Here is a 23,836-nt window from a genome sequence, read left to right as displayed (position 1 = left end):
AGCGGACTGCACCGACTCAGCGCTCCTGCAGCGCTCCTCCACCGCTTCTGCACCGCTTCCGGATCGGGCGGATCTCGCCACAATCGCCGGGACTCCGGCATGAAGCATCTCGGGCCGATGACATCCTGATCCCGACATCGAAGAATGGGGGGATGCAGATGACCGAGCCACAGGTCTGGACCCTGATCGGCGTGTTCGCCGCCGCGATCCTGGGAGGGATGACACTGATGACCGCGCAGTTCCGTCGGGTCATCCGCGCCGAGGTCGGCGGACTGCGATCCGAGTTCCTCGGCGAGCTCGGCGCGCTGCGCGGAGAGATGCGCGGGGAGATGAACGGGTTCCGCAGTGAGTTGGGCAGTCTGCGGAACGAGATGACCGCTCGCTTCGACGCGGTGAACACCCGCCTCGACTCCATGGATGCGCGGCTGACGCGGGTGGAGACGAAGGTCGACGATCTCGACGCCGAGCTGACGACGCTCGCGACGCGATTCTGGGGCTCGCGCTGACCGATGCCCCGGGGATCGGCGCGGCACTCAGCCGCGGGCGGCGCTCGCAGGCTGGAGCTCGTTGCGCAGGACGACCGTGCGCGGCGGCTGATCGTCCCCGGCGATGCGCTCCAGCAGCATGCGCGCGGCGGTGACCCCCATGTGCCGAGCGGGCAGACGCACCACGGTCACGGCGGTGGGCGACAGCGTGGTGAACGGGAGGGAGCCGATGACGGCCACCCCCGTCTCCGGAGGGGTCAGGCCGTGCTCGGTGAGAACCTGGATCGCGCCGACCCCGATGAGGTTGTTGCCGGCGACCACCGCATCGGGTGGTGCGGGAAGGGCGAGCAGCTCTTCCATCGCCTGCCGCCCGCCGTCGACGCCGAACGTCGCGAAGCGGAGCAGCTCCTCGGCATCGGCGTCTGACACGGTGCCGGCGATCGCCGAGCGCCAGCCCGCGGCGCGCTCAGCCGCCGTGTCGATCTCCTGGGGTCCGCCGATGTAGGCGACCCGCCGATATCCGGCCGCGAGCAGACTCTCGGCGGCGGACGTCCCGGCAGCGCGGTTCGCCATGACGACCCCGTCGATGTCGTACGTCGTGCCGCGATCGACGGCGACCACCGGCCGCCCGGTGGCGAGGATGCCGTCGAGTCGCGTCCGGTCGGAGGCCGGGGCGATGATCACGCCGGACATGTGCTCGGCGATCGCGATCTGCAGGTAGGTGGACTCCTTCTCCGTCTGCGAGTCCGAGTTGCAGAGCACCACCGAGAAGCCCGCCTCGGAGGCGACGTCCTCGACGCCCCTCGCCATCTCCGTGAAGTAGGGGTTCTCGATGTCGGGGATCACGAGGCCGATGACCTCCGAGCTCTGTCGACGCAGACTGCGCGCGGCACGGTTCGGCGTGAAGTCCAGGCTCTTCGCCGCCCGGCGCACGGCGGCGACCTTCTCGGCCGAGACGCTGGTGCCGTTGAACACCCGCGACACGGTGGCAGGAGACACCTGTGCGAGTCGGGCGACGTCGTAGATCGTGACCATCGGCACACTGTAACCGATTTCAGCGCATCACTCCGCCAGCATCCGATCCCTCACCTCACGGCGCAGCACCTTGCCGATGAGCGATCGGGGCAGCTCGTCCACGGTCGCGATCCGTCTCGGCACCTTGTACGGCGTGAGGCGGGTGCGGCAGAAGTCGCGCAGAGCGCCGCTGTCGAGCGTCGCTCCGTCGCGGAGCACCACGGCCGCGGCGACCTCCTCGCCCCCGCTCGATCGCGGCAGGCCGACGACCGCGGCGCCCACGACATCGGGGTGGGCGAGCAGGGCATCCTCGACCTCGCTCGGCGACACGTTGAATCCCCCGGTGATGATGAGCTCCTTCAGCCGGTCGACGATCGTCACGAAACCGTCGGCCGAGACCTCGGCGATGTCGCCCGTGCGCAGCCAGCCGTCGGCGAGCAGCACGTCGGCCGTGTCGCTCGGACGACGCCAGTACCCCTGGAAGACCTGCGGGCCCCGGATCAGCAGTTCGCCCGCCTCGCCGGTGGGCCGGTCGGCATCGGTGTCCGAGGGATCGACCACCCGGATCTCGGTGCTCGGGAACGGCACGCCGACCGTGCCGGGACGCCTGCTGGTTCCGATCGGGTTGCCGAGCGCGACGGGCGAGCTCTCGGTCATGCCGTAGCCCTCGACGAGCAGTCCGCCGGTCGCCTCCTCCCAGCGCTGCACGGTCTCCACCGGCAGGCTCATGGCTCCGGAGATGGCGAACCGCACCGTGGAGAGGTCGATCGTCCCGCGCGCGGCCGCGCGGGCCAGCTGGTCGTAGATCGGCGGCACGGCGGGAAGGAAGGTCGGCGGACTCGTCCGGGCGGCCTTCGTGATGAGACCGAGGTCGAACGTCGGGAACAGCACGAGCCTGGCTCCGATGCTCATCGCGAACGTGAGGCACAGCGTCATTCCGTATGCGTGGAACAGCGGCAGCACCCCGTAGAACGTCTCGTCGCCGTCCACGAGGCCGGGCACCCACGCTCGTCCCTGCATCGCGTTCGCGCGCAGATTCGCGTGCGTGAGGATGGCGCCCTTCGGATCGCCGGTGGTGCCGCTCGTGTACTGCAGCAGGGCGGTGTCGCGCAGCTCCGGACCCTCGATCCGACGCGACAGCGGCCGATGATCGATCAGCTTCTTCCACGGCAGCGCCCGTCGCGCCTTCGGGACGGCGGTCAGCCTGCCCCTCGCCGCCCTCGCCTTCGGAAGGGGAAGCGTCAGCAGCATCCGCTGCGCGAGGGGCATCGCCTCGGTCAGATCGACGCTCACGATGTGCTCGACGCGGAGGTCGGACGGGAACTCCGCGATGGTGTCGACGGTCTTGTCCCAGACGATCGCGACCTTCGCCTCATGGTCCTCGAATTGATGACGGAGCTCCCGCGCCGTATACAGCGGGTTGTGCTCGACCACGATCGCCCCCAGCCGCAGCGCGGCGTAGAACGCGACGACGTGCTGCGGGCAGTTCGGGAGCACCAACGCCACCCGATCGCCTTTGCGCACGCCCAGGCGTCGGAGTCCCTCCGCCGCCCGCGAGATCCGATCGCCAAGCTCGCGGTACGTCGTGACCGCTCCGAAGAACTCGAGCGCGGGCCGACGGCCGAAGGTCTCCACGCTCGCCGCCATCATCTCCGGGAGCGTCTGGCTCGACTCCTCGATCTCGGCGGGAACGCCGTCGGCGTAGGAGTCGAGCCAGGGACGGGAGCCATACGGATTGACCGACATGACCTCATCCTGCCGGTCGATCCTGTGACCGTCATCGGGGTTGCGGAAGGCGCGCCGGCCTCACCGGTGCGCGGCCACCACCTGCGCCACAGCCTCGCGCTCGGCATCGGAGGGCTCGGCGATCGCCATGCGGCAGTGCGTGTCGACCACGTCGAGCACCCGGTACGCCTCTTTCATGCGGGCCATGTCGCCGCCGATGAGCGAGACGACGTCGTCGACGGCGCGCTGTGCCTCGGCGATCGCCGCGACATCGCCCGAGCGGCCGGCGTCGGCGAGCGCGCGGAAGGGCTTCGGCGTCACCGAGGAGACCCCGGAGACGACGCCCTGCGCGCCCACCTCGACCGCCGCGATCAGATCGCGGTCGGCGCCCGTGTACAGGTCGAAGTCCGCCGGGACGACGGCGCGATACGCCGCGATCTCGTCGAGGGACAGCTCGCTGAGTTTCGCGCCCACGATGTTCGGCAGGCCGGCGAGGCGCACGAGCAGCTCGGGCGACACGCTGTTGCCGCTGCGCGCCGGATAGATGTAGACGTACAGGCGGCCCTCGCCGACGGCATCCGACACCGCCTCGAAGTAGTCGAAGATCGCGTCCTCCGTCGACTTCAGGTAGTACGGGGTGAGCGCGGCGAACTCGGTGGCGCCGAGCGCCTTCGCGATCTCGACGAGGCGCACGGCCTCGTACGTGCTCGGCTGACCCACGTGCACGATGACGCGCATGCGATCGGCGAGCTCGTCGAGGGCGGCGCGCACCAGCTCGGTGAACTCCGAGACGTCGACCGCGGGGAACTCCCCGGTGGTGCCGAGCACGAACGCGCCCTCGTTGCCCGACTCCCCGACGAAGCGGAAGATCGACCGCGACCCCTCGAGATCGAGGCTCCCGTCGCGGTGGAACGCGGTCGGAATGGCGGTGAGGATGTCGTAGCGGGTCACTTCTCGTTCTCCTTGGAGTTCTTGCGCGCCCGGCGGGTCGCACGGGCAGAGGTGTCGACGCTGCGCACGGTGGAGGTGAGCAGGTCGGGGTTCGCGGCGAGCTCCTCGTGCGCCTTCTCGATCTGCGTGCGACTCTCGTCGTCGAGGATCGAGTCCTCCAGCGAGGCCCGCTCGCTGCGCGGCCGTCGCGCCGCGCGGATCGCCGGCATCACGATCGACAGCACGGCGAGCGCGAGCAGCACGAGCGCGATCGGGCTGACGACCTCGAAGAACGGACGCGTCGGCAGGATCGCCAGCGTGCGGGCGAGGTTCTCCTCCGCGAGCGGGCCGAGGAGCAGGCCGAGGACGACCGGTCCCGCCGGGACCTGCATGCGCTTGAGCAGCACGCCGACGACGCCGAACACGAGCATGGTCGCGACGGTCGACAGGCTGTTCGACGTCGCGTAGGTGCCGATGATGCAGAAGATGAGGATGCCGCTCCACAGGTAGGGCTGCGGCACATCGAGCAGCTTCACCATTCCCTTCATGCGCACGAGGCTGAGGGCGAGCGACAGCAGGGTGGCGACGAGCATGATGCCGACGATCGACACGACGAGGTCGGGACGGTTCGTGAACAGGGTCGGGCCGGGTGTGATGCCCCAGATGATCATCGAGCCGATCATCACGGCCATGACCGAGTCGCCCGGGATGCCGAGCGCCATCGTCGTGGTGAGCGAACCGCCCAGCGTGGCGCTGGACGCGGTGTCGGATGCCGCGACGCCCTCGATCGACCCCTTGCCGAACATCTCCGGTCGCTTCGAGGCCTTGCGCGCCCGCTCCCACCCGATGAGGCCGGCGATGTCGCCGCCCGCCGCGGGGATGAGGCCGACGCCGAGACCGACCGCGCCCCCGACCGCCGTCGCCCGGCCGCTCTGCCGCAGCTCCGAGCGGTTCGGCCACCAGCGGCCGAGGCTGGAGATCGGGCGGACCGTGCTCTTCCGATGCGTCAGCAGCTGGTCGAACAGCTCCGCGATGCCGAAGAGGCCGATGATCACGGCGATGAAGTTCACGCCCTCGACGAGTTCGAGCACGCCGAACGTGAAGCGCTGGTCGGCCGTGGCCGCGTAGGTGCCGACCGTGCCGAGCATGAGGCCGAAGAGCCCCGCGAGGATGCCCTTGAGCATCGACTTCGACGAGATGCCGATCATGATCGAGATGCCGAACACGACGAGGGCGAACAGCTCGGGCGACTTGAAGTAGTCGCGGGCGAAGCTGGCGATCGGCACCGCGGCGACGGAGAACAGCACCAGCGAGGCGAGGATGCCGACGGCGGAGACGATCGCGGAGATGGTGAGCGCGAGTCCTGCCCTCCCCTGCTTCGCCATCGGATAGCCGTCGAGCGTGGTCGCGATCGACGCGGGTGTGCCCGGAGTGTTGATCAGGATCGACGGCACGCGATCGCCGAAGTTGGCGGCGACATAGATCGTCAGCAGCACGGCGAGGCCCTGCACGGGCTCGAGCGTCATGGTGAATCCCGCGGCGAGCGCGACCGCCATGGTCGCGGTGATGCCGGGGAAGGCGCCCACCATGAAGCCGAGCACGAGGCCGACGAGCATGTAGAGCAGGATCGAGACGTCGAGGAGCGAGTTCAGCCCCTCCATGAGCGCGTTCACAGGGGGATCCTCAGGAGCATCCCGAACACGACGTAGACGAACGCCGTGACGGAGACGGAGTAGATGACGAGGCTCAGCCAGCGGCGGTGGCCGTAGAGGAGCATGAGGGCCGCCATGAGCAGCGCGGCCGCGATCGGGAAGACCTCGATGCGGTACCCGAACAGGATGACGGAGCCGAGGGCCCACACGGCGATGAAGGCGCCGGAGATCGCGAGTGTGGCGATCACGCGGAGCACGCCGCCCGGCTGGATGCGCTCGAGGTCCTCACGACCCGGCGCCGGTCGGGTCAGGGCCATGGCCAGCACGGCGAGGGCGATGACCATGGCGGTCACGCCGATCACGAGGGGCCAGAACCGCGCGTCGATCTGACCGGGCACCGCCTCGCGGCGGAGCGGGATCTGCGTCGACAGGAACAGGTATCCGGCGCTGAACGCCAGCGCCACGACGCCGAAGACGATCTCGAGCGGTCGCGATGCCGGAGCTCCCTGATAGTCGTCCTGCACGCTCGCGGTCTCTGCCGCGACGTCATCCGACGGGGACATGATTCTCCTTCCCTGCGCGGGAGTCGGTGCGGATGCCGCGGGGTCGGCTCCGACCCCACGGCATCCGTCCGGGCTCTCAGCCCAGCAGGTCCTTGAAGAGGTCGAACTGCTCGTCGACGAAGGTGGTCCACTCGGCGGAGTCGCGGTACACGATCAGGTTGCCGGCGTCCTTCTGGAACTGCTGGTAGGTGTCGGATTCCACGGCGTCCTTCACGGCCGACTCGAGCGTCGCCTTGACGTCGTCCGGCAGGCCCTTGGGGGCGTAGATCCCGCCCCATCCGCCGAACTCGACCTTCTCGCCGATGGCCTCCTCGACCGTCGGCACGTCCTCGGCGTCCGGGTGGCGCTCGCCGTTCATGACGGCCAGGATGCGCACGGCCTCGCCCTGCGCGAGAGCCTCGCCGAGGCCAGACACGGCGGCGACGGTCTCTCCGGATGCCGCGGCGGCGACGGCCGTGGCTCCGCCGTCGTAGGGCACCGGGGTGAAGGTCGCGTCGGTCGCGTCGCCGAGACCGATGGTCGCGGCCTCCCAGATCGATCCCGCGCCGGAGTTCGCCACAGTGACGGCGCCCGCCTTCGCCTGGTCGACGAGGTCCTCCAGCGACTCGATGCCGCTGTTGGCGCCGACCGTGACGACACCGGGGGCGAGCATGATCTGCCCGAGAAGGTCGAAGTCCTCGGGGAGGACGTTGGCGCTCTGGGTGGTGTTCAGCATCGCGATCTCGACGGGGGCGAACCCGATCACGTAGCCGTCGGCGTCCTGGGATCCGACGTACTCCATGGCGAGCGCGCCCGCTGCTCCCGGCATGTTCTCGGGGATGACGCTGACGCCGAGGATCCCCTCGAGCTCGGTGGCGAGTGCGCGGGACGACAGGTCCGAGCCGCCTCCCGGGTTGGCCTGGATGATCAGGCGGATGTCGTTCTCGGGGAACGCGGATGCGGCATCCTCGCCCTCCTCGACCTTGGTGCAGGCGGACAGGACGAGCGCCGTGGCTGCGACGGCGGCGATCGCGGCGGCCGCCCGGGTGAAGCGCATGCGGGGCATCTTTGCTCCTCTACGTGGGTCGACCGTGTTGTCGACCCCTTGAGGCTAACAGTGTTGACTGTTAACAGTCAACATGCGAGCGCCCGATGGTGGGTCGTCTGCCCACGGCGCATCTGTCAGGATGGCAGAGGGCGACGGCAGGGGAGGCCAGATGTTCGACGAGCGCAGACGGCAGGCGGCTCTGGACGAGCTGCACATCCTCGACACCCCGCGCGACGAGCGCGTGGACAGGGTGGCGAGACTCGCGCAGGAGATGTTCGGCGTGCCGATGGTGAGCGTCTCGCTCCTCGACCGCGACCGTCAGTGGCGCAAGACCGAGATCGGCCTCGGCAGCGACGAGGCTCCGCGGCAGGATTCCTTCTGCGACTACACCGTGAGCCAGGACCGCACCGTCGTCATCGAGGACGCGAGCCGCACGGAGACCTTCGCCGACAACCCTTTCGTCGTCGGCGACCCGCATCTGCGGTTCTACGCGGGGCACCCCCTCCACGCGCCGGGCGGCGAACCGATCGGCACCCTGTGCGTGCTCGACACCGAGCCTCACACGCTGTCCGACGCCCAGCGCGGCCTGCTCCGCGACCTCGCGTTCTGGGTGCAGACGGAGCTCGCCAATGACGCCGAGCTCGACCACGCCGCAGTGATCCAGAGCGCGCTCCGACCGCATCGCCACCCGACCGTCGCCGGGTACACGATCGCCGGCGGCGTGGCCTCCCGCGGACGCCTCGCCGGCGACTTCTACGACCTCGGCCTCCATCACGGCGTCCTCCGCATCACCCTCGCCGACGCGATGGGCAAGGGCACCGGCCCCGCCCTCGTCGCAGCGAGCGTCCGCGCCTCGCTCCGCACCGCCCCCGAACGTCCGATCGCCGAGGCGATCGCGGAGGCCGACCGACTGCTCGAGGAGGATCTCGCCGACACCGCGATGTTCGTGACCGCCGTGCACGCCGAGCTCCACCCCGAGTCGGGAGAGCTGCAGATCATCGACGCGGGTCACAGCCTCGCCTTCATCCTCCGCAGCGACGGCTCGTGGGATCATCTCCGCTCGACGAGCCTGCCGCTCGGGATGGGGATGGGACTGGAACCGCCGGAGGTCCGCCAGCCCCGCATCACGCGGCTCGAGCCCGGCGACGCCCTCGTCTGCTGCAGCGACGGGCTGCTCGACGTGCTCGACCCGGACGACCCATACGGACACGTCTACCGGGTGCTCACGACGCTCGGCCCCGACGGCGCCATCCGCGAGGCGCTGCGGCTGGCGGACGGAGACTCCGCGACGGACGACATCACCGTCGTCGTGGTGAGAAGGGACGCATGACCGCGCGCTTCGCGACCATCCGCATCCTCGCACTGCTGTCGGTTCTGCTCGGGGTGAACTACGTGGCCTGGCGATGGCTCGAGTCGGTGAACTGGTCGGCGTGGTGGATCGCCGTGCCGCTCGTCGTCGCCGAGACGTACTCCCTCATCGACACCTTCCTCTTCTGCCTGACCATGTGGCGGGCGAAGGAGCGCACCGCCCCCGTCTCCGACCCGCAGGGCACCGTGGACGTCTTCATCACGACCTACGACGAGCCGGTCGAGCTCGTCATGACCACCGCTCGAGCCGCCAAGAGGATCGCCTACCCCCACCAGACGTGGATCCTCGACGACGGCTCGCGCCCGGAGCTCGAGACGGCCGCGCGCGCCGCGGGCGTCGGCTATCTCACACGGTCCGACGACTGGACCGGCAAGCCGCGACACGCGAAGGCCGGAAACCTCAACAGCGCGCTGTTCGAGACGGACGGAGAGTTCCTCCTCATCCTCGACACCGATCAGGTGCCAGATCCCCTGATCCTGCACCGCACGCTCGGCTACTTCGCCGATGACCCCACCGTCGCGGTCGTGCAGACACCGCAGTGGTTCGTCAACGTGGACGAGGCCGATCCGCTCGGCAGCCAGGCGCCGCTGTTCTACGGTCCGATCCAGCAGGGCAAGGACGGCTGGAACGCCGCCTTCTTCTGCGGGTCGAACGCCATCCTGCGCCGCGAGGCGCTGATGCAGCTGGGCATCATCGGATACGTCCGCGAGGTCACCGATTCGGCCGCGCGCGCGCTGAGCACCTCCGAGCAGATGATCGAGAAGGAGATGCGCGCCGCCTCCGACGAGAATCTCCGCCGCGAGCTGTACGCCCTCCTCATCTCCATCCGCCAGGGTCGTCGCGACCTCGCGGGCGGTGCGCCGGTCAGCGAGGTCGCGGACTCCGTACTCGCCGCCGTGCACAACGCGTCGGTGATCCTCGTCGCGCAGGATCTCGCCGGCATCCGCGCGGACCTCGCCGAGATCGGCGCCCTTCCGATCGAGCACGACGCAGCGATCGACGCCCTCGTCGTCGATGAGGGCGGTCTCGCGGCACTCGCGGCGTCGGACCTCTCCCCCATCACCGCGCTCGATGCCGTGCGCGCCCTCATGGACGTCCTCCGGCTCGACCGCGGCGGCGAGGCGCAGCCGATCCTGCCCCTCGCCACGATCTCCGTCACGGAGGACATGGCGACCGCCATGCAACTGCATTCGCTCGGCTGGCGCAGCGTCTACCACCACGAGATCCTCGCGCAGGGGCTCGCCCCCGAGGACCTCCGCACGATGCTGACCCAGAGGCTCAGATGGGCGCAGGGCACCCTGCAGGTGATGCTCCGCGACAACCCGTTGGTCAAACGGGGCCTGTCGCTCGGGCAGCGCCTGATGTACTTCGCCACGATGTGGAGCTACCTCTCCGGCTTCGCCGCGATCGTGTACCTCACCGCCCCGGTCGTCTACCTGGTCTTCGGCGTGCTTCCCGTGACGGCATGGTCGGTCGACTTCTTCGCTCGGTTCCTGCCGTACTTCATCGTCAACCAGCTGCTGTTCCTGATCGTCGCCAGAGGCGTGCGCACCTGGCGGGGCCAGCAGTACTCGCTGGCCCTGTTCCCGGTGTGGATCAGGGCGTGCTGGACCGCGTTCGCGAACGTCGTGTTCGGACGCCCGCTGACGTTCGCCGTGACCCGCAAGGACGGACGCGATCCGCGCGGCGTGCCGTGGGGTCAGATCTGGCCGCAGCTCACCGCCATGGTGATGCTCATGATCGCCCTCGTGATCGGTGTGGCGCGCGTCATCGTCGGCACCGGCGACGGCACCGGCACACTGGTGAACACGATCTGGGTGCTGTACGACCTGGTGGTCCTCAGCGTCATCATCCAGGCCGCCCGCTACCGCGGCCCGGCCCCGCGCGCCCTCGAGAAGGAGACCCATGGATCTGCGAACTGAATCCCGCGACGGCTACGGGGTGGTCGCCCTCGCCGGACGCCTCACCGCCATCGGGGCGCCCGCCCTGCGCTCCGCCGTGAACGAGCTGATCGCCGCCGGCGACACGCACGTGGTCATCGACATGACCGATCTGCAGTTCGTCGACTCGTCGGGACTCGGCGCCCTGGTCGGCGGGCTGAAGAGCGCCAGGGTCGCGGGCGGCGATCTGCGGATCGCCGCGGTGTCCGACGCTGTGCGCACGGTGCTCCACCTGACAAACCTCGACCGCGTGCTCCGCGACTACCCGACGCCGGAATCGGCGTTCGATGCCCGCTGACGAGCGCACCGCGCACATAGACGGGCCCGCACGGCTGGCCCTCGTCGACAGCATCCTCGATGCCGTCGACGACATCTGCGAGCAGACTCCTCTCGTCTCACCCGAGGACCGTGCGGCATTCAGCCTCGCGGTCAGCGAGGTCGCCACGAACATGGTGCAGCACGGCGGGAGCGAGACCCCCGTGACGCTCAGCGTCGACCTGCGCCTGGGCGACGGCGAGCTGCGGGCCGCCCTCGTCGACACCGCACCGCCGGCGTCCATCGACTGGCACGGCGTCGCCATGCCCGACGTCGACGCCGAGGGCGGGCGCGGTCTCGCCCTCGCGCAGTCGGTCCTCGACGAGATCACTCACAGCTACGACGAGAGCGGCAACACGTGGGTGCTGCGGCGGCGACTCACGGGCGGTCCGACACCTCACTGAGCATCCGCGCCCGCGCACCGTCCAGGTGAGCGGCGAGCACCTCGGCCGCCTGCGCAGCAGTCCCGGACCGCATGACGTCCAGCAGCCGGACGTGGTCGTGGGAGGACTCGTGGAGGTCCTCGTCATGGTTGATCGTCACCTCGAGCAGCGCGGTGAACGTCGGCAGGTACTGATTCCAGGCGCCCTGCAGCCGAGGATGATCGGCGAGCTGATAGATCTCGGAGTGGAAGTCGAGGTCGGCCGTGACGAACGCGGCGTGGTCGCCGGCGTCCGCTGCCTCCGCCATGCGCGAGACCGCCGCGCGCATCGCGGCCCAGCGGGCATCGTCCTCGACCCGCATGGCTCGCGAGAGGGCGAGCTGCTCGAGCGCGCCTCGCAGGCTGTAGAGCTGGTCGACGTCGTCCTGCGTGAGGCCTGTGATGTACACGCCGCGCGGTCGCTGCACCTCGACGAGCTTCTCGAAGCTCAGCTGGGTCAGCGCGTCGCGGACCGGTCCGCGGCTCACCGCGAACTCCTCCGCGAGCGCCTCCTCGGTGATGCGCTCGCCCGCGGCGAGCTCGCCGCTGACGATGCGCTGCCGGAGCACTCGGGCGACCTGGGCGCCGAGCGACTCCCCGCGCTTCACGGTCTGTGTCACGGTGACCTCCTGTTAACAGTTGACAGGATACACACCGTCCGCCGCGCCGCGGGGAGCGCAGGCGCCCGCGAGGCCCGACGCGCCGACAGAGGGGTCGACGCGCCGGGCAGCTCGGGGCTCAGCCCGCGACGCCTCAGCCCGCGGTGGCCTTGTCGTATGCGCGCATCGCGGCCTGCTGCGCATCGGCGAGCGCGTCCTCGGGCGACTTGTCGCCGAGCAGCGCGGCCGTGATCGCGTTGTTCAGCTCGTCCTGGATCTCCTGCCCCGCCGGGGACGAACCGAACGACTCCCCGTCGGCCACGACGTCGTAGTACGTCGCGATGACCTGGTCGAAGCCGGCGTTGCCGCTCTCGACGACCCACTGCTCGCGGATGGCCTGATCCGGTTCCGGCGAGCCCGTGAAGAGCCCGGTGTTGATGCCGCCGTCGGCCTCGCGCGTCTCGGCCCGCGCCTCGCCCGCCGCCATCCACGCGTCGTCCGAGGTCAGCTCCACCATCCAGGCGCACGCCGCGGACGGGTTCTTCGCGCCGGCGGGGATCACGAACGCCGTGCCCGAGGCGACCGTGAACGGCTCGCCGTCGGCATTGCGGAACGGCACCGCCTCGAGGTTCAGCTGGTCGACGTAGGGCGACAGGACGTTGGGGTACCACTGCGCGTTGACCTGCGCGCCGACCTGACCCGCGACGTACTGGTTGTTGTCTCCGAAGGTGTCGAACGAGTCGGTGAAGCTCTTGACGGCCGCGAAGCCGCCCTGCGCGTCGGTGATCTCCTTGAGCAGCTCGATGCCGGCGACGTTGGAGGGGTCGTCGAGCGTCGGCGCGCCGTCCTCGTCGTTCAGCTGGCCACCGGTCGCGAGGATCCACAGTCCGCTCTGCCCGGTCGCGACGGGGTCGAACCCGAGTCGCGTCGGGACGCCGTTCGACTCCTCGTACATCTTGCCGATGGCCTCGAGCAGCACGTCCGGCTGCGAGGGGTCGATCTGGTCGGCGGTCACCCCCGCCTCGTCGAGCACGGTCTTGTTCAGCAGGATCGCCGGCGGCTGGTAGAACTGCGGCACCGCCCACACGGCGTCCTGATAGGTCACGTCGTCGACCACGGCCGGATACCAGTGGTCGCGCGGCGAGACGTCCTGCGCCTCGAAGCACTGGTCGAGCGGCATGATGAGCCCCTGCGCCGCGTAGGTCGTGACGTAGCGGCGGTCCATCTGCACGACATCGGGGACGTTGCCGCCGGCGATGCGCGTCGTGAACTTCTGGGCGTCGAACGCGGTCGCGTCGAGATCGACCTCGACGCCGCTCAGCTGCTCCGCCGCATAGTCGATCCGGGACTGCCCGACGTCGTCGGCGTTCTCGAACCCCCAGGCCGACACCGTGCCCTCGGGGTCGGTGGTGAAGTCGGCGTCGGCCGTCGGTTCGTCGCCGCCGCCCGATCCGCAGCCGGCCAGCACCACGACGGATGCGGTGACCAGCGCTGCTGCTGCGAGTGTCCTGCGCATGTGATTTCCTCTCTTCTGCGGCGCGGGGGCGCCGATCATCCCTTGCGTCCCTGGGTGGCGACGCCCTCGATGAAGTACCGCTGCCCGAAGGCGAACAGGAGCAGCATCGGCAGCGTCACGATCAGGGATGCGACCATGACGTACTGGTAGTCGCCGTGCCCGCCGGCGGTCGGGCTGTACTTGGTCATCGCGTAGGCGATGCCGAGCGGGGCGGTGAAGTCCTCGGGCGATCCGGCGTTGAGATAGATCAGCGCGGACTGCAGGTTGTTCCAGCTGGCCTGGAACTCGAACAGGAAGACGATCACGAACGACGGGATCGACAGCGGCATGGCGATGCGCCAGAAGAGTCCCCAGTAGCTCGCCCCGTCGAGACGAGCGGCCTCGAAGAGATCCCGCGGGAGCCCGAGGTAGAACTGCCGCTGCAGGAAGATGTAGAACGCGGAGCCGAAGAGGTTCATCCCCCACAGCGGCACCCACGTGCCGAGCATCCCCGTCTCCTTCCAGATCAGGTAGATCGGGATCATCGTGACCGCGCCGGGGAGCATCATGGTCGCGAGCACGAGTCCGAAGAGCAGATTGCGACCGGGGAACCGGAAGTACGCGAAGCCGAAGGCGACGATCGAGCTCGAGATCGCGACCGCGCCGGCGGCGAGGAACGCGATGGCGACGCTGTTCCACACCCAGCTCAGCAGCGGCAGCTGGTTCCAGACCTCGACGTAGTTCTCGGGCATGAAGGTCTTCGGGATCAGCGAGTTGTCGAAGACCTCGCCCCTCGGCTTCAGGCTCGCGGCCAGCAGCCACACGAAGGGGTAGAGGAAGAGCAGCGAGAACGCCACGAGGGCGATCGTGCGCAGGATGCGACCGAGGAGGCTGCCCTTGTAGACGCCGCGATTCCGTCGTGACGTGCCACGGCTGCGGTGGGGCACGGTAACGAGCGCCGTCTCGATGTCGCGGTCGCCGTCGTCTCCGTTGCGATCCGGCACGGCCGGCAGCGGTCGGTAGGAGGTGCTCATCGGTTGTCCGCCTCGTAGTAGACGAACCGGTTGCCGAAGCGCACCTGGATCGCCGTGATGATCATCACGATGACGAACAGCAGCCACGCCATCGCGGCCGCGAAGCCGAAGTCGAACTGCCGGAACGCCTGCTGGAAGAGATAGATCGCGTAGAACAGCGACGCTTCGGGCGACGAGTTGCTCTGGTCCCGCCAGAACAGGACGTACGCCTGGTCGAACACCTGGAACGCCGCGATCGACAGCACGATCACGTTGAAGAACATCGCGCCCGAGATCATCGGCAGCGTGATGTTCCAGAAGCGGCGCACGGGCCCTGCGCCGTCGAGCGAGGCCACCTCGTAGAGCTCGACGGGCACGTTCTTGAGGGCGGCGAGAAAGATCACCATGGTGCCGGCGACGGCCCACAGCGTCATCAGGACGATGCTGGGCTTCACCCACGCCGGATCGACGAGCCACTGCGGCCCGTCGATGCCGAAGAGCCGGAGGAACTGGTTCACGGCTCCGGTGTTGCCGTTCAGGAGCAGGAAGAACATGGCCGCGGTCGCCACGGCCGGTGTCATCTTCGGCAGGTAGTAGAGGGTGCGGAAGACGCCGGCACCGCGTCCCACCTTCGCGAGCAGCATCGCGAGCGTGAGGGCGACGATGATCTCGAGCGGGACGGCCATCACGACGTAGAACAGCGTGTTCGCGAGGGACGTCGCGACGCGGGGGTCCTCGAAGAGGTTCTGGTAGTTCGCGAGGCCGACGGGCTTGGCGGCACCGGTGGCGAGGTTGTACGACGAGAACGAGATGACCAGGCTGTAGATCATCGCCCCGGCGGTGAACACCAGGAAGCCGATGATCCACGGCGTGATGAAGAGGTAGCCCGCGATGGCCTCGCGGCGGTTGTAGGACACCTTGCCGCGCCGAGCGCGCTCAAGGCTGCGCTCCGGGTCGCGGACGCGTGCCGCACGGGTTTCCGACATGCTCCGGAATCTAGAAGCGCTTCTCCGTTCGCGCCCGGGGCTTGCTTCTCACCGGCGGTTGTGATTCGCGGCCGCCGCCGCGGCGCGCGACCGCACAGGGCGCTTCCGTAGACTCGCGGGATGACGCCGACGGCGTCACGAGCGGAAGTTCGACGGGCACGGGGAGGCACGGGCGACGGTGAGATCACGCGCGGTCTTCGGCGCACTGCGCCTGGTCGCGGCGAGCGTGTGCACCGCGGCCCTCGTCCATCGGCTCTTCTGGGGCCTCAGCTCGGGGACCACCGCAGGCGACAACTTCTTCGCGTACCTGACCGTGCAGTCGAACTGCGCTCTGGTCGCCGTGCTCCTCGTCGGGGCCGTGCTCGCGGTGATCCGCGCAGCCGACCCGCGCTGGTTCACGGTGGCCCTGGCCCTCGTCCTGACCTGGACGATCACGGCCGGACTGGCGTTCGCCCTGATCGTGTGGCAGGCCGGGCTCCGCGGCATCCGCGTCGACGTCCCCTGGTCGGACCAGGTGCTGCACTTCTACCTGCCGGCGTGCACCGCGATCGCGTGGGTCCTGACGCCGGGACACCGGGGGGTGCCGTGGTGGACGGTGCCGACCGCCCTCGCGTTCCCGCTCGCGTGGGGCGGTGTGACGCTGTGGCGCGGACCCGCCATCGGGTGGTACCCGTACTACTTCCTCGACCCGCGGCAGGTGTCCGGGCCGCCGGAGTTCCTCATCACGAGCGGCATCGCACTGGCGATCTTCGCGCTGGTCGCCACGATCATCGTGCTCGCCAGCAGGATGCCGCGGCACGGCGAGCATCCGGACGTCTGACCCGACGCGGCACGGGCGGCCGAGCCGGCAACCCGTCAGCCCTGTGCGTCGAGGAACGGCGCCAGCGAGGCGATCGCGGCTTCGAGGGCCTTCCGGTCGTCGAGCGCCGCGAGCTCGGCAGCCGCCGCGCCGCCGACGATGCCGACGAGCACGTTCTGCCCCGTGCTCGGCGAGAGGTCGATCCAGGTGCGGATCATGGCGTCGCCGCCGACGACATGCCAGATCGAGGGCTCGACCGCGTCCGCACCGGCCTCCGCACCGGCCTCGGCACCGGCATCCGGACCCGCCGACGCGATCCGCTCGTCGAAACGCAGCCACACCGTCTCGATATGGCCCGTCGCGAGCTCGGAGATGGCACCGCGGTGCCCGAACGGCAGCGCCGGCGCGAACTGGAGCCCGTCGCCCTGCAGGACGCCAAGCGGCACGGTGACGACCACGCGGTCGAACGACAGCGACTCTCCGGTGGCGATGCCGAGGCTGACCCCGGCCTCGTCGTACGCGACGCGGCTCACCGGCGACGACAGGCTGACCTTCACGCCCTCGAGCAGGCGATCGAACACGGCGCCGAGGTCGCCGAGCGGAGCGGTCCGCTCGGCCGGCGGGAAGGGCGGAGGGAACCAGCTCGAGGCGTCCGCCGCGTCCGCGCCGCCGGATGCCGCGAGACCGGCGAGCAGGGCGGCGAGCCCGGGTTCGGCGGGGTCCGCGCCCGATCGGGTCAGCGCGTCGTCGATCGAGACGTCGGTCGGGAGGTCCTGGGCTGCGGCGATCGCCGAGAGGACGGGGTCTTCGGAGACCGGCTCGACCGCGCCGTCCGCCGATCTCCACGCCGCACCGGCCAGGGGTGCCGCGCGCACATCGAGCGCCTCGAGTGTCTGCAGGAGATCGTCGTCCGGCGCACCCAGCAGCCATCCGCCGAGCTGGGCGGGGAACGGCCAGGCCTTGTCGTCGACGACGGAGTGCACGCGCCCTCCGAGCCGGTCGCGCGCCTCGAAGACCGTGACCTCGGCCCCGGATGCCGCGAGCCGCGCGGCCGCGGTGGCGCCGGCCAGACCGGCGCCGATCACGGCGATCCGCTCGCCCTCGTCTCCGGCGCGCAGCACCTCGTCGGCCACGCGGTCGCCCGACCGGAGCGCGCCGGCCAGCGACCCGGGCGCGTCGACGTCGGTCGCCTCTCCGGCGAAGAACAGGCGGTCGTCGACGGGCGCGGCGAGAGCGTCACGGGCGCTGGCCTGCGTGCCGACGGGGGTGAAGCTGACCGCTCCGAGCGCGAACGGATCGGTCGCCCAGGAGCTGCGCGCGAAGGCGGCCGGGGTGACCGTGTCGGTCGTCGGCTGCGGACTCGGCGACCGGTCGGGCGTGGGCGTGGGCGTGGGCGCCGGCTCGGGCGTGCAGGAGGCGAGAAGCACTCCCAGGACGCCGGCGCCGGCGCCGATCAGCAGAGTGCGACGCGTCATCCTCATCGTGTCGCAACGATACCGCGCGCAGATGAACGTCGCCGCGTCAGGCCCGGCCGCTGCCCGGGTGCCAGAGGACGAGCTCGGTGGAACGCCGGATGCGGCGACCGCTCGGCATCGGCACGACGCCCGCTGAGCCGGCCGCGAAGACACGGACGCCGGGACGGCTCTCCCGCTCGGCGCGAAGGGCGGCGTCGAGCTCTGCGACGCGGAGACGCAGCATCCGGTTCTCGTCCTCGAGATCGAGGAGGCGGGCGATCGCCGGGAGGCTCACACCCTCGGACGACAGCTGGGCGACTTCGCGGAGCTGTTCGATGTTGCGCGCCGAATAGCGGCGTGATCCGCCGGAGGTGCGCCCCGGTACCACCAGTCCGATGCGGTCGTACTGCCGCAGCGTCTGCGGATGCATGCCGGCGAGCTGCGCCGCGACGGCGATCGCGAACACCGGGGTGTCGGCGTCCATGCTCTGCTCAGCCATGTCCTGCCACCTCCTCGGTGCTCGCGGTCGTCGTCACGGTCGTCATCAGCGGCGCGCCTTGGCCATGAGGTCGGCGCGGGGGTTCTCGGCGGGTTCGAGGGACTGGAACTTCTCCAGCGCCTCGCGGGCGTCGTCGTCAAGGTGCGACGGCACCGCCACCTGGAGCTCGGCGAGCAGGTCGCCGGTGCCCTTGGATGTCGTGACCCCGCGCCCCTTGACCCGCAGGACGCGTCCCGAGGGAGTGCCCGGCGCGACGCGCAGCTTCACGGTGTCGCCGCTGAGCGTCGGCACCTCGATGGTCGCGCCGAGCGCGGCCTCGGTGAAGGTCACCGGGACCACGATGCGCAGGTTGAGTCCGTCGCGCGTGAAGACCGGATGCGGGCGCACCGCGATCTGCACGACGATGTCGCCGCTCTCCCCGCCGTCGGGCGACGGACGCCCGCGTCCGCGGAGCCTGATCTTCTGGCCGTCGGCCACACCCGCGGGGATCTTCACCTTGAACGGCTTGCCGTCCTCGCCCTGCAGGGTGATGGTCTCGCCCTGCACGGCCGTCGCGAAGTCGAGCGTGGTGCGCGCCGTCACGTCGGCACCCTTCTGCGGGCCGCCGAAGCCGCGGAAGCCGCCGGACGGCTGACCGAAGCGGCCGGAGCCGAACGAGCCGCCCTGCCCCTGGTTGAACATCGCGAAGATGTCCTCGAAGTCGGCGGACTGCTGCCCGCGTCCCTGCTGACCGAAGCGGCTGAACACGTCTTCGAAGCCGCCGCCGGACTGGCCGCCCGCCGTGAAGCGGGCGCCCGAGCCCATGGCGCGGATCTCGTCGTACTCCTTGCGCTGCTCGGCGTCGGAGAGCACCGAGTAGGCCTCGCTGATCTCCTTGAACTTCGCTTCGGCCTTCTCGTCGCCCTGGTTGGAGTCCGGGTGGTACGTGCGGGCCAGCTTGCGGTACGTCTTCTTGAGATCGGCGTCGGAGACGTCCTTCGAGACCCCGAGGGTCTTGTAGAAGTCCTTGTCGAACCAGTCCTGGCTAGCCATCGATCACCTACTCGGCAGGGACGGCGACGACGACCTTCGCAGGACGCAGCTCGACGTCGCCGAGACGGTAGCCCACCTCGACGACCTCGAGCACGGTGGTCTTCGAGGCACCCGGCGTGGGCTGCTGGAAGATCGCCTCGTGGCGCTGCGGGTCGAACTCCTCGCCCTTCTCGCCGTACGAGACGACGCCGAGCCGGTCGACGACCGCCCGCACCTTGTCGGCGATCACGGCGAAGGGAGTGCCCTCGACGAGGTCGCCGTGCTGAGCGGCGCGGTCGAGATCGTCGAGCACGGGGATGAGACCCTTCGCGGCCTCGCCCTTCGCGCGCTCGATCTCGGTCTGACGCTGCTCCTCGGTGCGACGGCGGTAGTTGGCGTACTCGGCCTGCAGGCGCTTGAGATCGTTGAGCAGGGTCGACTCGAGGTCGGCCAGCACGGCGTCCTCCGCCGCGGCCTCTCCGGTCTGCGTCGCGCCCAGGATGTCGTCGACCGTCAGGTCGTCGGGTGCGTCGTCGACCGGCGTCTCGTCGGAGCCCTCGGCCGCCGCGGCCTGGCGGGAGTCGGGGTTGCCCAGATCCGGCTGGGGGCCGGACGCGTTCACGTCCGACCCCTCTTCCGGAACTCCGGCACTGCTGTCGAAGTTCTTGTCCGTCATGATTACTTCTTCTCGTCCTCGTCGTCGACGACCTCCGCGTCGATGACATCCTCGTCGGAGGAGCCGTCACCGGTCGGAGCGTCGCCCTCGGGAGCGGCGCCGGCTGCGGCATCCGCCTGCGAGGAGGCGTAGATCGCCTCGCCGATCTTTGACTGCGACTGGTTCAGCTTGTCGAACGCGGTCTTCACGGCCTCGTCGTCCTCGCCGGCCAGAGCCGTCTTCAGCGCGTCTACGTCGGCCTTGACCTCGGTCTTCACGTCCTCGGGCAGCTTGTCGTCGTTCTCGGTGATGAGCTTGTCGATCGAGTACGCGAGGGTCTCGGCCTGGTTGCGGACCTCAGCGGCCTCGCGACGGGCCTTGTCCTCGGCCGCGTGCTCCTCGGCCTCGCGCACCATGCGCTCGATGTCCTCCTTCGACAGCGACGAGCCGCCGGAGATGACGATCGACTTCTCGGTGCCGGTGCCCTTGTCCTTCGCGGACACGTGCACGATGCCGTTGGCGTCGATGTCGAACGTGACCTCGATCTGCGGGATGCCGCGGGGGGCCGGGGCGATGCCGGTCAGCTCGAAGGTGCCGAGCGGCTTGTTGTCGCGCGTGAAGTCGCGCTCACCCTGGAAGACCTGGATCGCGACGGACGGCTGGTTGTCGTCTGCCGTGGTGAAGGTCTCGCTGCGCTTGGTCGGGATGGCCGTGTTGCGCTCGATGAGCTTCGTCATCATGCCGCCCTTGGTCTCGATGCCGAGGCTCAGGGGGGTGACGTCGATGAGCAGGACGTCCTTGCGCTCGCCCTTCAGGACACCGGCCTGCAGGGCCGCGCCGACGGCGACGACCTCGTCCGGGTTGACGCCCTTGTTGGCCTCCTTGCCGGTCTCGCGCTTGACGAGCTCGGCGACGGCGGGCATGCGCGTCGATCCGCCGACGAGCACGATGTGGTCGATGTCGGCGACCTTGATGTTCGCCTCGCGGATGACGTCTTCGAAGGGCTTCTTGGTGCGGTCGAGGAGGTCCTTCGTGAGGTCCTCGAACTTCGCGCGGGTGATCGTCTCGCTCAGCGACACCGGGCCCGACTCGGTCAGCGACAGGTACGGCAGGTTGATGCTGGTCGAGGTCGAGGAGGAGAGCTCCTTCTTCGCCTGCTCGGCGGCCTCCTTGAGGCGCTGCAGGGCGATCTTGTCACCCGAGACGTCGACGCCCGTGGTCTCCTTGAACTGCTTGATCAGGTAGTCGACCAGACGCTGGTCCCAGTCGTCGCCGCCGAGGCGGTTGTCACCGGCGGTCGCGCGGACCTGGATCGTGGAGAAGTCGTCGTCCTTGCCCACCTCGAGGAGGGAGACGTCGAACGTTCCGCCACCGAGGTCGAAGACGAGGATGAGCTCGTCCTCCTTGCCCTTGTCGAGGCCGTAGGCCAGCGCGGCGGCGGTGGGCTCGTTGATGATGCGCAGGACGTTGAGGCCCGAGATCTCGCCGGCCTCCTTGGTGGCCTGACGCTCGGCGTCGTTGAAGTACGCGGGGACGGTGATGACGGCATCCGTCACCGTGTCGCCCAGGTACGACTCGGCGTCGCGCTTGAGCTTCTGGAGGATGCGCGCGGAGATCTCCTGCGGCGTCCACTTCTTGCCGTCGACGTCGAACGACCAGTCGGTGCCGACGTGACGCTTGACCGACGCGATGGTGCGGTCGACGTTGGTGACGGCCTGGCGCTTCGCGGTCTCGCCGACGAGCACCTCCCCGTCCTTCGTGAAGGCGACCACCGAGGGGGTCGTGCGGAAGCCCTCGGCGTTGGCGATGACCTTGGGCTCGCCGCCCTCGAGGACGCTGACGACGGAGTTCGTCGTACCGAGGTCGATTCCGACAGCACGTGCCATGTGATTCTCCTTTGTTGCGAAGTTGCGGTTGATCTGGGAAATCTGCGGCGACACCGGAAAGCTGAGTCGCGATGGCTCAACTGTACTCCCCCCTCGACGTCCTGTCAAACAAACTTGATAGCAGTCGGCTCAACTTCGCATCCGGCAACCCGGAACAGAGCGAACACGCTCCCGAAACACCCCCGTCACACGCCGCTCCTAGAGTCACCGCATGCGCCGCCCTCTCCTGCTCGCCGTCTCCCACGGAACCGCCGACGTCGCCGGCGCCCGCGCGATCGCCGACCTCGTCGACGCGGTGGCTCTCGCCCTCCCCGACGTCGAGGTGCGGAGCGCCTTCGTCGACGTGCAGCAGCCCGACGCGGCGGACGTGATGCCGACCCTCGAGGGGCCGGTCGTGATCGTCCCGCTTCTGCTGTCGCACGGGTTCCACGTCGACCACGACCTGCACGGCATGGCCGCGACGAGGGCGGATGCGGTCGTCGCGGCCCCTCTCGGCCCCGATCCGAGACTCGCCGAGGTGCTGACCCACCGGCTCGAGGGAGCACTCGCGGCGGCGCCGCCGACGGCATCCGGGTCCCGACGCCCCGTGGTGCTCGCGGTCGCGGGGTCGCGGGATCCCGTCTCGCTGATCGACGCCGTCGACATGGCCGCTCTGCTGACCGAGCGCCTGGGGCACCCGGTCGAGCTGGCGTACCTCGCGGCCCGCTTCCCCGACCTCCCGACCGCGCTGCAGTCGCACCCCGACGCGGTCGTGTCGACGTATCTGCTGGCGCAGGGGTACTTCTTCGACCTGGCCCGCCGTCAGTCGAGCACGCCGATCAGTCCGCCGCTGCTCGACGGCGGCGCCGTGCCCGCCGCACTGGTCGACCTCGTCGTCCAGCGGTACGCCGACGCCGCGGCGCGACTCGGGGCCGAGCGGCACCCGCTCGCGGAGGCGCAGCCGGGTTAGGCCACCCTCACCCGAAAGCTGACAGGATGGTCGCAGCGGACACGATGCCCTCCGAGGATGCGAATGACTGAGACAGACCCGTACGACGTGCTCGTCATCGGCGGAGGGCCGGCCGGGCTCTCCGCCGCCTTGAATCTCGGCCGCTCCCTCATGCGCGTGCTCCTCGTCGACGCCGACCGGCCTCGGAACGCCGCCACCCTGAACTCGCACGGATTCCTCACCCGCGACGGCGTCCCGCCGCACGAGCTCCGGCGACTCGCCCGCGAGGAGCTGGCCGCGTATCCGAACATCGAGATCCGGTCGAGGATGCGGGTGCTCGACCTCGCGCGCCCCGACGCCGAAACGGGTGGGGATCTCGACGGCGGCGCGGATGCCGTCTTCACCGCGTCCGTCGGGAGGAGGGAGCCGCTCGAGGTCGTGTCCGCGCGCGCCGTGCTGCTCGCGACCGGGCTGCGGGAGACGCTGCCGGAGGTGCCCAACCTGCGCGGCTTCTACGGCATGAGCCTGTTCAGCTGCGCGGCCTGCGACGCCTGGGAGCTGCGCGGCCGCCGCCTCGCCCTGATCGGCGAGACGCCCGATCTGTGCGACCGGGCTCGCCTGATCGCCCGCTGGACCGAGAGCCTCACGGTCTTCACGAACGGGTCGGATGCCGTGAGCGCGGCCGAGGAGGCCGAGCTCGCCGCATCCGGCGTGGCGGTGCGACGGCATCCGATCGTCGAGCTCCTGGGCGACCGCGGGCGGATCGAGGGCATCCGCCTCTCCGACGGCGAGGTGGTCGCCGTCGACGGCGGCTTCGTGCGTCCGGAGTGGGCGACCGAGCTGTCGTTCCTGCGCGGCTTCGCCCCCGCCCTCGACGCCGACGGCCACCTGGTGACCGACCGGGCGGGACGCACCGACGTCCCGGGCCTGTATGCCGCGGGCGACGCCGCGATCCCCGGGCCGCAGCAGCTCATCGTCGCGGCCGGTGCCGGAGCCCGGGTCGCCGCGGTGATGGTGCACGACGCCGTGGGCATCGCGCAGGCGCACTGAGCGCGGCCGGACGCGCCGAC

The 23,836-nt window shown here is 69.9% G+C and carries 23 protein-coding genes; 8 read left to right on the top strand and 15 right to left on the bottom strand.

Features of this window, described 5'->3' with window-relative positions:
• The first annotated feature begins 152 nt into the window (after window positions 1-152).
• Window positions 153-506, top strand: coding sequence for a hypothetical protein (locus A4X16_RS09930; RefSeq protein ID WP_067120074.1), 354 nt, complete (start codon window positions 153-155; stop codon window positions 504-506).
• 27 nt (window positions 507-533) lie between these two features.
• Here A4X16_RS09930 and A4X16_RS09925 read toward each other — a convergent pair whose 3' ends face one another.
• The 6 genes from A4X16_RS09925 to A4X16_RS09900 form a co-directional block, all read right to left on the bottom strand.
• Window positions 534-1,520, bottom strand: a complete 987-nt coding sequence (locus A4X16_RS09925) for a LacI family DNA-binding transcriptional regulator (RefSeq protein ID WP_067120072.1) — start codon at window positions 1,518-1,520, stop codon at window positions 534-536.
• A gap of 27 nt (window positions 1,521-1,547) precedes the next feature.
• Window positions 1,548-3,245 (bottom strand): long-chain-fatty-acid--CoA ligase, encoded by a 1,698-nt coding sequence (locus A4X16_RS09920; protein WP_067120069.1) that lies wholly within the window; start codon window positions 3,243-3,245, stop codon window positions 1,548-1,550.
• Between the two features lie 60 nt (window positions 3,246-3,305).
• Complete coding sequence (locus A4X16_RS09915; protein WP_067120067.1) at window positions 3,306-4,175, bottom strand: dihydrodipicolinate synthase family protein; 870 nt, start codon at window positions 4,173-4,175, stop codon at window positions 3,306-3,308.
• On the bottom strand, window positions 4,172-5,827 hold the full coding sequence (locus A4X16_RS09910; RefSeq protein WP_067120065.1) for a tripartite tricarboxylate transporter permease: 1,656 nt from the start codon (window positions 5,825-5,827) through the stop codon (window positions 4,172-4,174). The genes A4X16_RS09915 and A4X16_RS09910 overlap by 4 nt, the downstream gene beginning before the upstream one ends.
• Window positions 5,824-6,369 carry a tripartite tricarboxylate transporter TctB family protein gene (locus A4X16_RS09905; RefSeq protein WP_067120063.1) on the bottom strand — a complete coding sequence of 182 codons (546 nt, stop codon included), beginning with the start codon at window positions 6,367-6,369 and terminating at the stop codon, window positions 5,824-5,826. Before A4X16_RS09905 ends, A4X16_RS09910 begins: the two co-directional genes overlap by 4 nt.
• Before the next feature lie 76 nt (window positions 6,370-6,445).
• On the bottom strand, window positions 6,446-7,414 hold the full coding sequence (locus tag A4X16_RS09900) for a tripartite tricarboxylate transporter substrate binding protein (RefSeq protein ID WP_067120061.1): 969 nt from the start codon (window positions 7,412-7,414) through the stop codon (window positions 6,446-6,448).
• A 121-nt stretch (window positions 7,415-7,535) separates the two neighbouring features.
• Here A4X16_RS09900 and A4X16_RS09895 point away from each other — a divergent pair, with 121 nt between their 5' ends.
• From A4X16_RS09895 to A4X16_RS09880, 4 genes are read left to right on the top strand one after another with little or no spacing between them, the layout of a single operon-like run.
• Window positions 7,536-8,726 carry a PP2C family protein-serine/threonine phosphatase gene (locus A4X16_RS09895; protein ID WP_067120058.1) on the top strand — a complete coding sequence of 397 codons (1,191 nt, stop codon included), beginning with the start codon at window positions 7,536-7,538 and terminating at the stop codon, window positions 8,724-8,726.
• Entirely contained in the window at window positions 8,723-10,687 is a 1,965-nt protein-coding gene (locus tag A4X16_RS09890) for a glycosyltransferase family 2 protein (RefSeq protein ID WP_067120056.1), read from the top strand. The genes A4X16_RS09895 and A4X16_RS09890 overlap by 4 nt, the downstream gene beginning before the upstream one ends.
• Window positions 10,671-11,003 (top strand): STAS domain-containing protein, encoded by a 333-nt coding sequence (locus A4X16_RS09885; RefSeq protein ID WP_067120054.1) that lies wholly within the window; start codon window positions 10,671-10,673, stop codon window positions 11,001-11,003. Before A4X16_RS09890 ends, A4X16_RS09885 begins: the two co-directional genes overlap by 17 nt.
• Entirely contained in the window at window positions 10,993-11,424 is a 432-nt protein-coding gene (locus A4X16_RS09880) for an ATP-binding protein (protein ID WP_067120052.1), read from the top strand. The genes A4X16_RS09885 and A4X16_RS09880 overlap by 11 nt, the downstream gene beginning before the upstream one ends.
• Here A4X16_RS09880 and A4X16_RS09875 read toward each other — a convergent pair.
• The 4 genes from A4X16_RS09875 to A4X16_RS09860 all read right to left on the bottom strand — a co-directional run bounded on the left by A4X16_RS09875 (window position 11,399) and on the right by A4X16_RS09860 (window position 15,534).
• Entirely contained in the window at window positions 11,399-12,061 is a 663-nt protein-coding gene (locus A4X16_RS09875; protein ID WP_067120050.1) for a GntR family transcriptional regulator, read from the bottom strand. The genes A4X16_RS09880 and A4X16_RS09875 overlap by 26 nt on opposite strands.
• 133 nt (window positions 12,062-12,194) lie before the next feature.
• Window positions 12,195-13,556 (bottom strand): ABC transporter substrate-binding protein, encoded by a 1,362-nt coding sequence (locus tag A4X16_RS09870; protein WP_067120047.1) that lies wholly within the window; start codon window positions 13,554-13,556, stop codon window positions 12,195-12,197.
• A gap of 35 nt (window positions 13,557-13,591) precedes the next feature.
• Window positions 13,592-14,569 (bottom strand): carbohydrate ABC transporter permease, encoded by a 978-nt coding sequence (locus tag A4X16_RS09865; protein WP_067120045.1) that lies wholly within the window; start codon window positions 14,567-14,569, stop codon window positions 13,592-13,594.
• Window positions 14,566-15,534 (bottom strand): carbohydrate ABC transporter permease, encoded by a 969-nt coding sequence (locus A4X16_RS09860; protein WP_067120043.1) that lies wholly within the window; start codon window positions 15,532-15,534, stop codon window positions 14,566-14,568. The genes A4X16_RS09865 and A4X16_RS09860 overlap by 4 nt, the downstream gene beginning before the upstream one ends.
• Before the next feature lie 178 nt (window positions 15,535-15,712).
• Between A4X16_RS09860 and A4X16_RS09855 the strand changes: the two genes are divergently transcribed.
• Window positions 15,713-16,354, top strand: a complete 642-nt coding sequence (locus tag A4X16_RS09855; RefSeq protein WP_067120041.1) for a Pr6Pr family membrane protein — start codon at window positions 15,713-15,715, stop codon at window positions 16,352-16,354.
• Between the two features lie 35 nt (window positions 16,355-16,389).
• Here A4X16_RS09855 and A4X16_RS09850 read toward each other — a convergent pair whose 3' ends face one another.
• Genes A4X16_RS09850 through dnaK form a run of 5 tightly spaced genes read right to left on the bottom strand, consistent with a single transcriptional unit; the run spans window position 16,390 to window position 21,838 of the window.
• On the bottom strand, window positions 16,390-17,808 hold the full coding sequence (locus A4X16_RS09850; RefSeq protein ID WP_231880326.1) for an FAD-dependent oxidoreductase: 1,419 nt from the start codon (window positions 17,806-17,808) through the stop codon (window positions 16,390-16,392).
• A 46-nt stretch (window positions 17,809-17,854) separates the two neighbouring features.
• The gene (locus tag A4X16_RS09845) at window positions 17,855-18,286 is read right to left on the bottom strand and encodes a heat shock protein transcriptional repressor HspR (protein WP_067120037.1); all 432 of its coding nucleotides are present in this window, start codon (window positions 18,284-18,286) and stop codon (window positions 17,855-17,857) included.
• A gap of 45 nt (window positions 18,287-18,331) precedes the next feature.
• Window positions 18,332-19,318 carry a DnaJ C-terminal domain-containing protein gene (locus A4X16_RS09840; RefSeq protein WP_067120035.1) on the bottom strand — a complete coding sequence of 329 codons (987 nt, stop codon included), beginning with the start codon at window positions 19,316-19,318 and terminating at the stop codon, window positions 18,332-18,334.
• 7 nt (window positions 19,319-19,325) lie between these two features.
• Window positions 19,326-19,973 (bottom strand): nucleotide exchange factor GrpE, encoded by a 648-nt coding sequence (locus A4X16_RS09835; protein WP_067120033.1) that lies wholly within the window; start codon window positions 19,971-19,973, stop codon window positions 19,326-19,328.
• 2 nt (window positions 19,974-19,975) lie between these two features.
• Window positions 19,976-21,838, bottom strand: coding sequence for a molecular chaperone DnaK (dnaK, locus tag A4X16_RS09830; RefSeq protein ID WP_067120031.1), 1,863 nt, complete (start codon window positions 21,836-21,838; stop codon window positions 19,976-19,978).
• A 211-nt stretch (window positions 21,839-22,049) separates the two neighbouring features.
• Here dnaK and A4X16_RS09825 point away from each other — a divergent pair, with 211 nt between their 5' ends.
• Together A4X16_RS09825 and A4X16_RS09820 are read left to right on the top strand one after the other, a co-directional pair.
• The gene (locus A4X16_RS09825; RefSeq protein WP_067120029.1) at window positions 22,050-22,787 is read left to right on the top strand and encodes a sirohydrochlorin chelatase; all 738 of its coding nucleotides are present in this window, start codon (window positions 22,050-22,052) and stop codon (window positions 22,785-22,787) included.
• 63 nt (window positions 22,788-22,850) lie between these two features.
• Window positions 22,851-23,816: an NAD(P)/FAD-dependent oxidoreductase gene (locus tag A4X16_RS09820; protein ID WP_067120027.1), complete on the top strand. Its 966-nt coding sequence runs from the start codon at window positions 22,851-22,853 to the stop codon at window positions 23,814-23,816.
• Window positions 23,817-23,836 lie beyond the last annotated feature (20 nt).

Source organism: Microbacterium sp. H83 (assembly GCF_001650405.1).
Classification (GTDB): domain Bacteria; phylum Actinomycetota; class Actinomycetes; order Actinomycetales; family Microbacteriaceae; genus Microbacterium.
Note: the sequence above shows the minus strand (reverse complement) of the source record. Positions and strands in the feature narration are given on the sequence as shown.

Excerpts from the sequence above, each read along its gene's own strand:
- A4X16_RS09870 (WP_067120047.1), bottom strand. The coding sequence starts at position 13,556 with ATGCGCAGGACACTCGCAGCAGCAGCGCTGGTCACCGCATCCGTCGTG.
- A4X16_RS09925 (WP_067120072.1), bottom strand. The coding sequence starts at position 1,520 with ATGGTCACGATCTACGACGTCGCCCGACTCGCACAGGTGTCTCCTGCC.
- A4X16_RS09880 (WP_067120052.1), top strand. The coding sequence starts at position 10,993 with ATGCCCGCTGACGAGCGCACCGCGCACATAGACGGGCCCGCACGGCTG.
- dnaK (WP_067120031.1), bottom strand. The coding sequence starts at position 21,838 with ATGGCACGTGCTGTCGGAATCGACCTCGGTACGACGAACTCCGTCGTC.
- A4X16_RS09890 (WP_067120056.1), top strand. The coding sequence starts at position 8,723 with ATGACCGCGCGCTTCGCGACCATCCGCATCCTCGCACTGCTGTCGGTT.
- A4X16_RS09825 (WP_067120029.1), top strand. The coding sequence starts at position 22,050 with ATGCGCCGCCCTCTCCTGCTCGCCGTCTCCCACGGAACCGCCGACGTC.
- A4X16_RS09865 (WP_067120045.1), bottom strand. The coding sequence starts at position 14,569 with ATGAGCACCTCCTACCGACCGCTGCCGGCCGTGCCGGATCGCAACGGA.
- A4X16_RS09835 (WP_067120033.1), bottom strand. The coding sequence starts at position 19,973 with ATGACGGACAAGAACTTCGACAGCAGTGCCGGAGTTCCGGAAGAGGGG.
- A4X16_RS09885 (WP_067120054.1), top strand. The coding sequence starts at position 10,671 with ATGGATCTGCGAACTGAATCCCGCGACGGCTACGGGGTGGTCGCCCTC.
- A4X16_RS09845 (WP_067120037.1), bottom strand. The coding sequence starts at position 18,286 with ATGGCTGAGCAGAGCATGGACGCCGACACCCCGGTGTTCGCGATCGCC.
- A4X16_RS09820 (WP_067120027.1), top strand. The coding sequence starts at position 22,851 with ATGACTGAGACAGACCCGTACGACGTGCTCGTCATCGGCGGAGGGCCG.
- A4X16_RS09905 (WP_067120063.1), bottom strand. The coding sequence starts at position 6,369 with ATGTCCCCGTCGGATGACGTCGCGGCAGAGACCGCGAGCGTGCAGGAC.
- A4X16_RS09860 (WP_067120043.1), bottom strand. The coding sequence starts at position 15,534 with ATGTCGGAAACCCGTGCGGCACGCGTCCGCGACCCGGAGCGCAGCCTT.
- A4X16_RS09930 (WP_067120074.1), top strand. The coding sequence starts at position 153 with ATGCAGATGACCGAGCCACAGGTCTGGACCCTGATCGGCGTGTTCGCC.
- A4X16_RS09900 (WP_067120061.1), bottom strand. The coding sequence starts at position 7,414 with ATGCCCCGCATGCGCTTCACCCGGGCGGCCGCCGCGATCGCCGCCGTC.
- A4X16_RS09850 (WP_231880326.1), bottom strand. The coding sequence starts at position 17,808 with ATGACGCGTCGCACTCTGCTGATCGGCGCCGGCGCCGGCGTCCTGGGA.
- A4X16_RS09895 (WP_067120058.1), top strand. The coding sequence starts at position 7,536 with ATGGCAGAGGGCGACGGCAGGGGAGGCCAGATGTTCGACGAGCGCAGA.
- A4X16_RS09920 (WP_067120069.1), bottom strand. The coding sequence starts at position 3,245 with ATGTCGGTCAATCCGTATGGCTCCCGTCCCTGGCTCGACTCCTACGCC.
- A4X16_RS09840 (WP_067120035.1), bottom strand. The coding sequence starts at position 19,318 with ATGGCTAGCCAGGACTGGTTCGACAAGGACTTCTACAAGACCCTCGGG.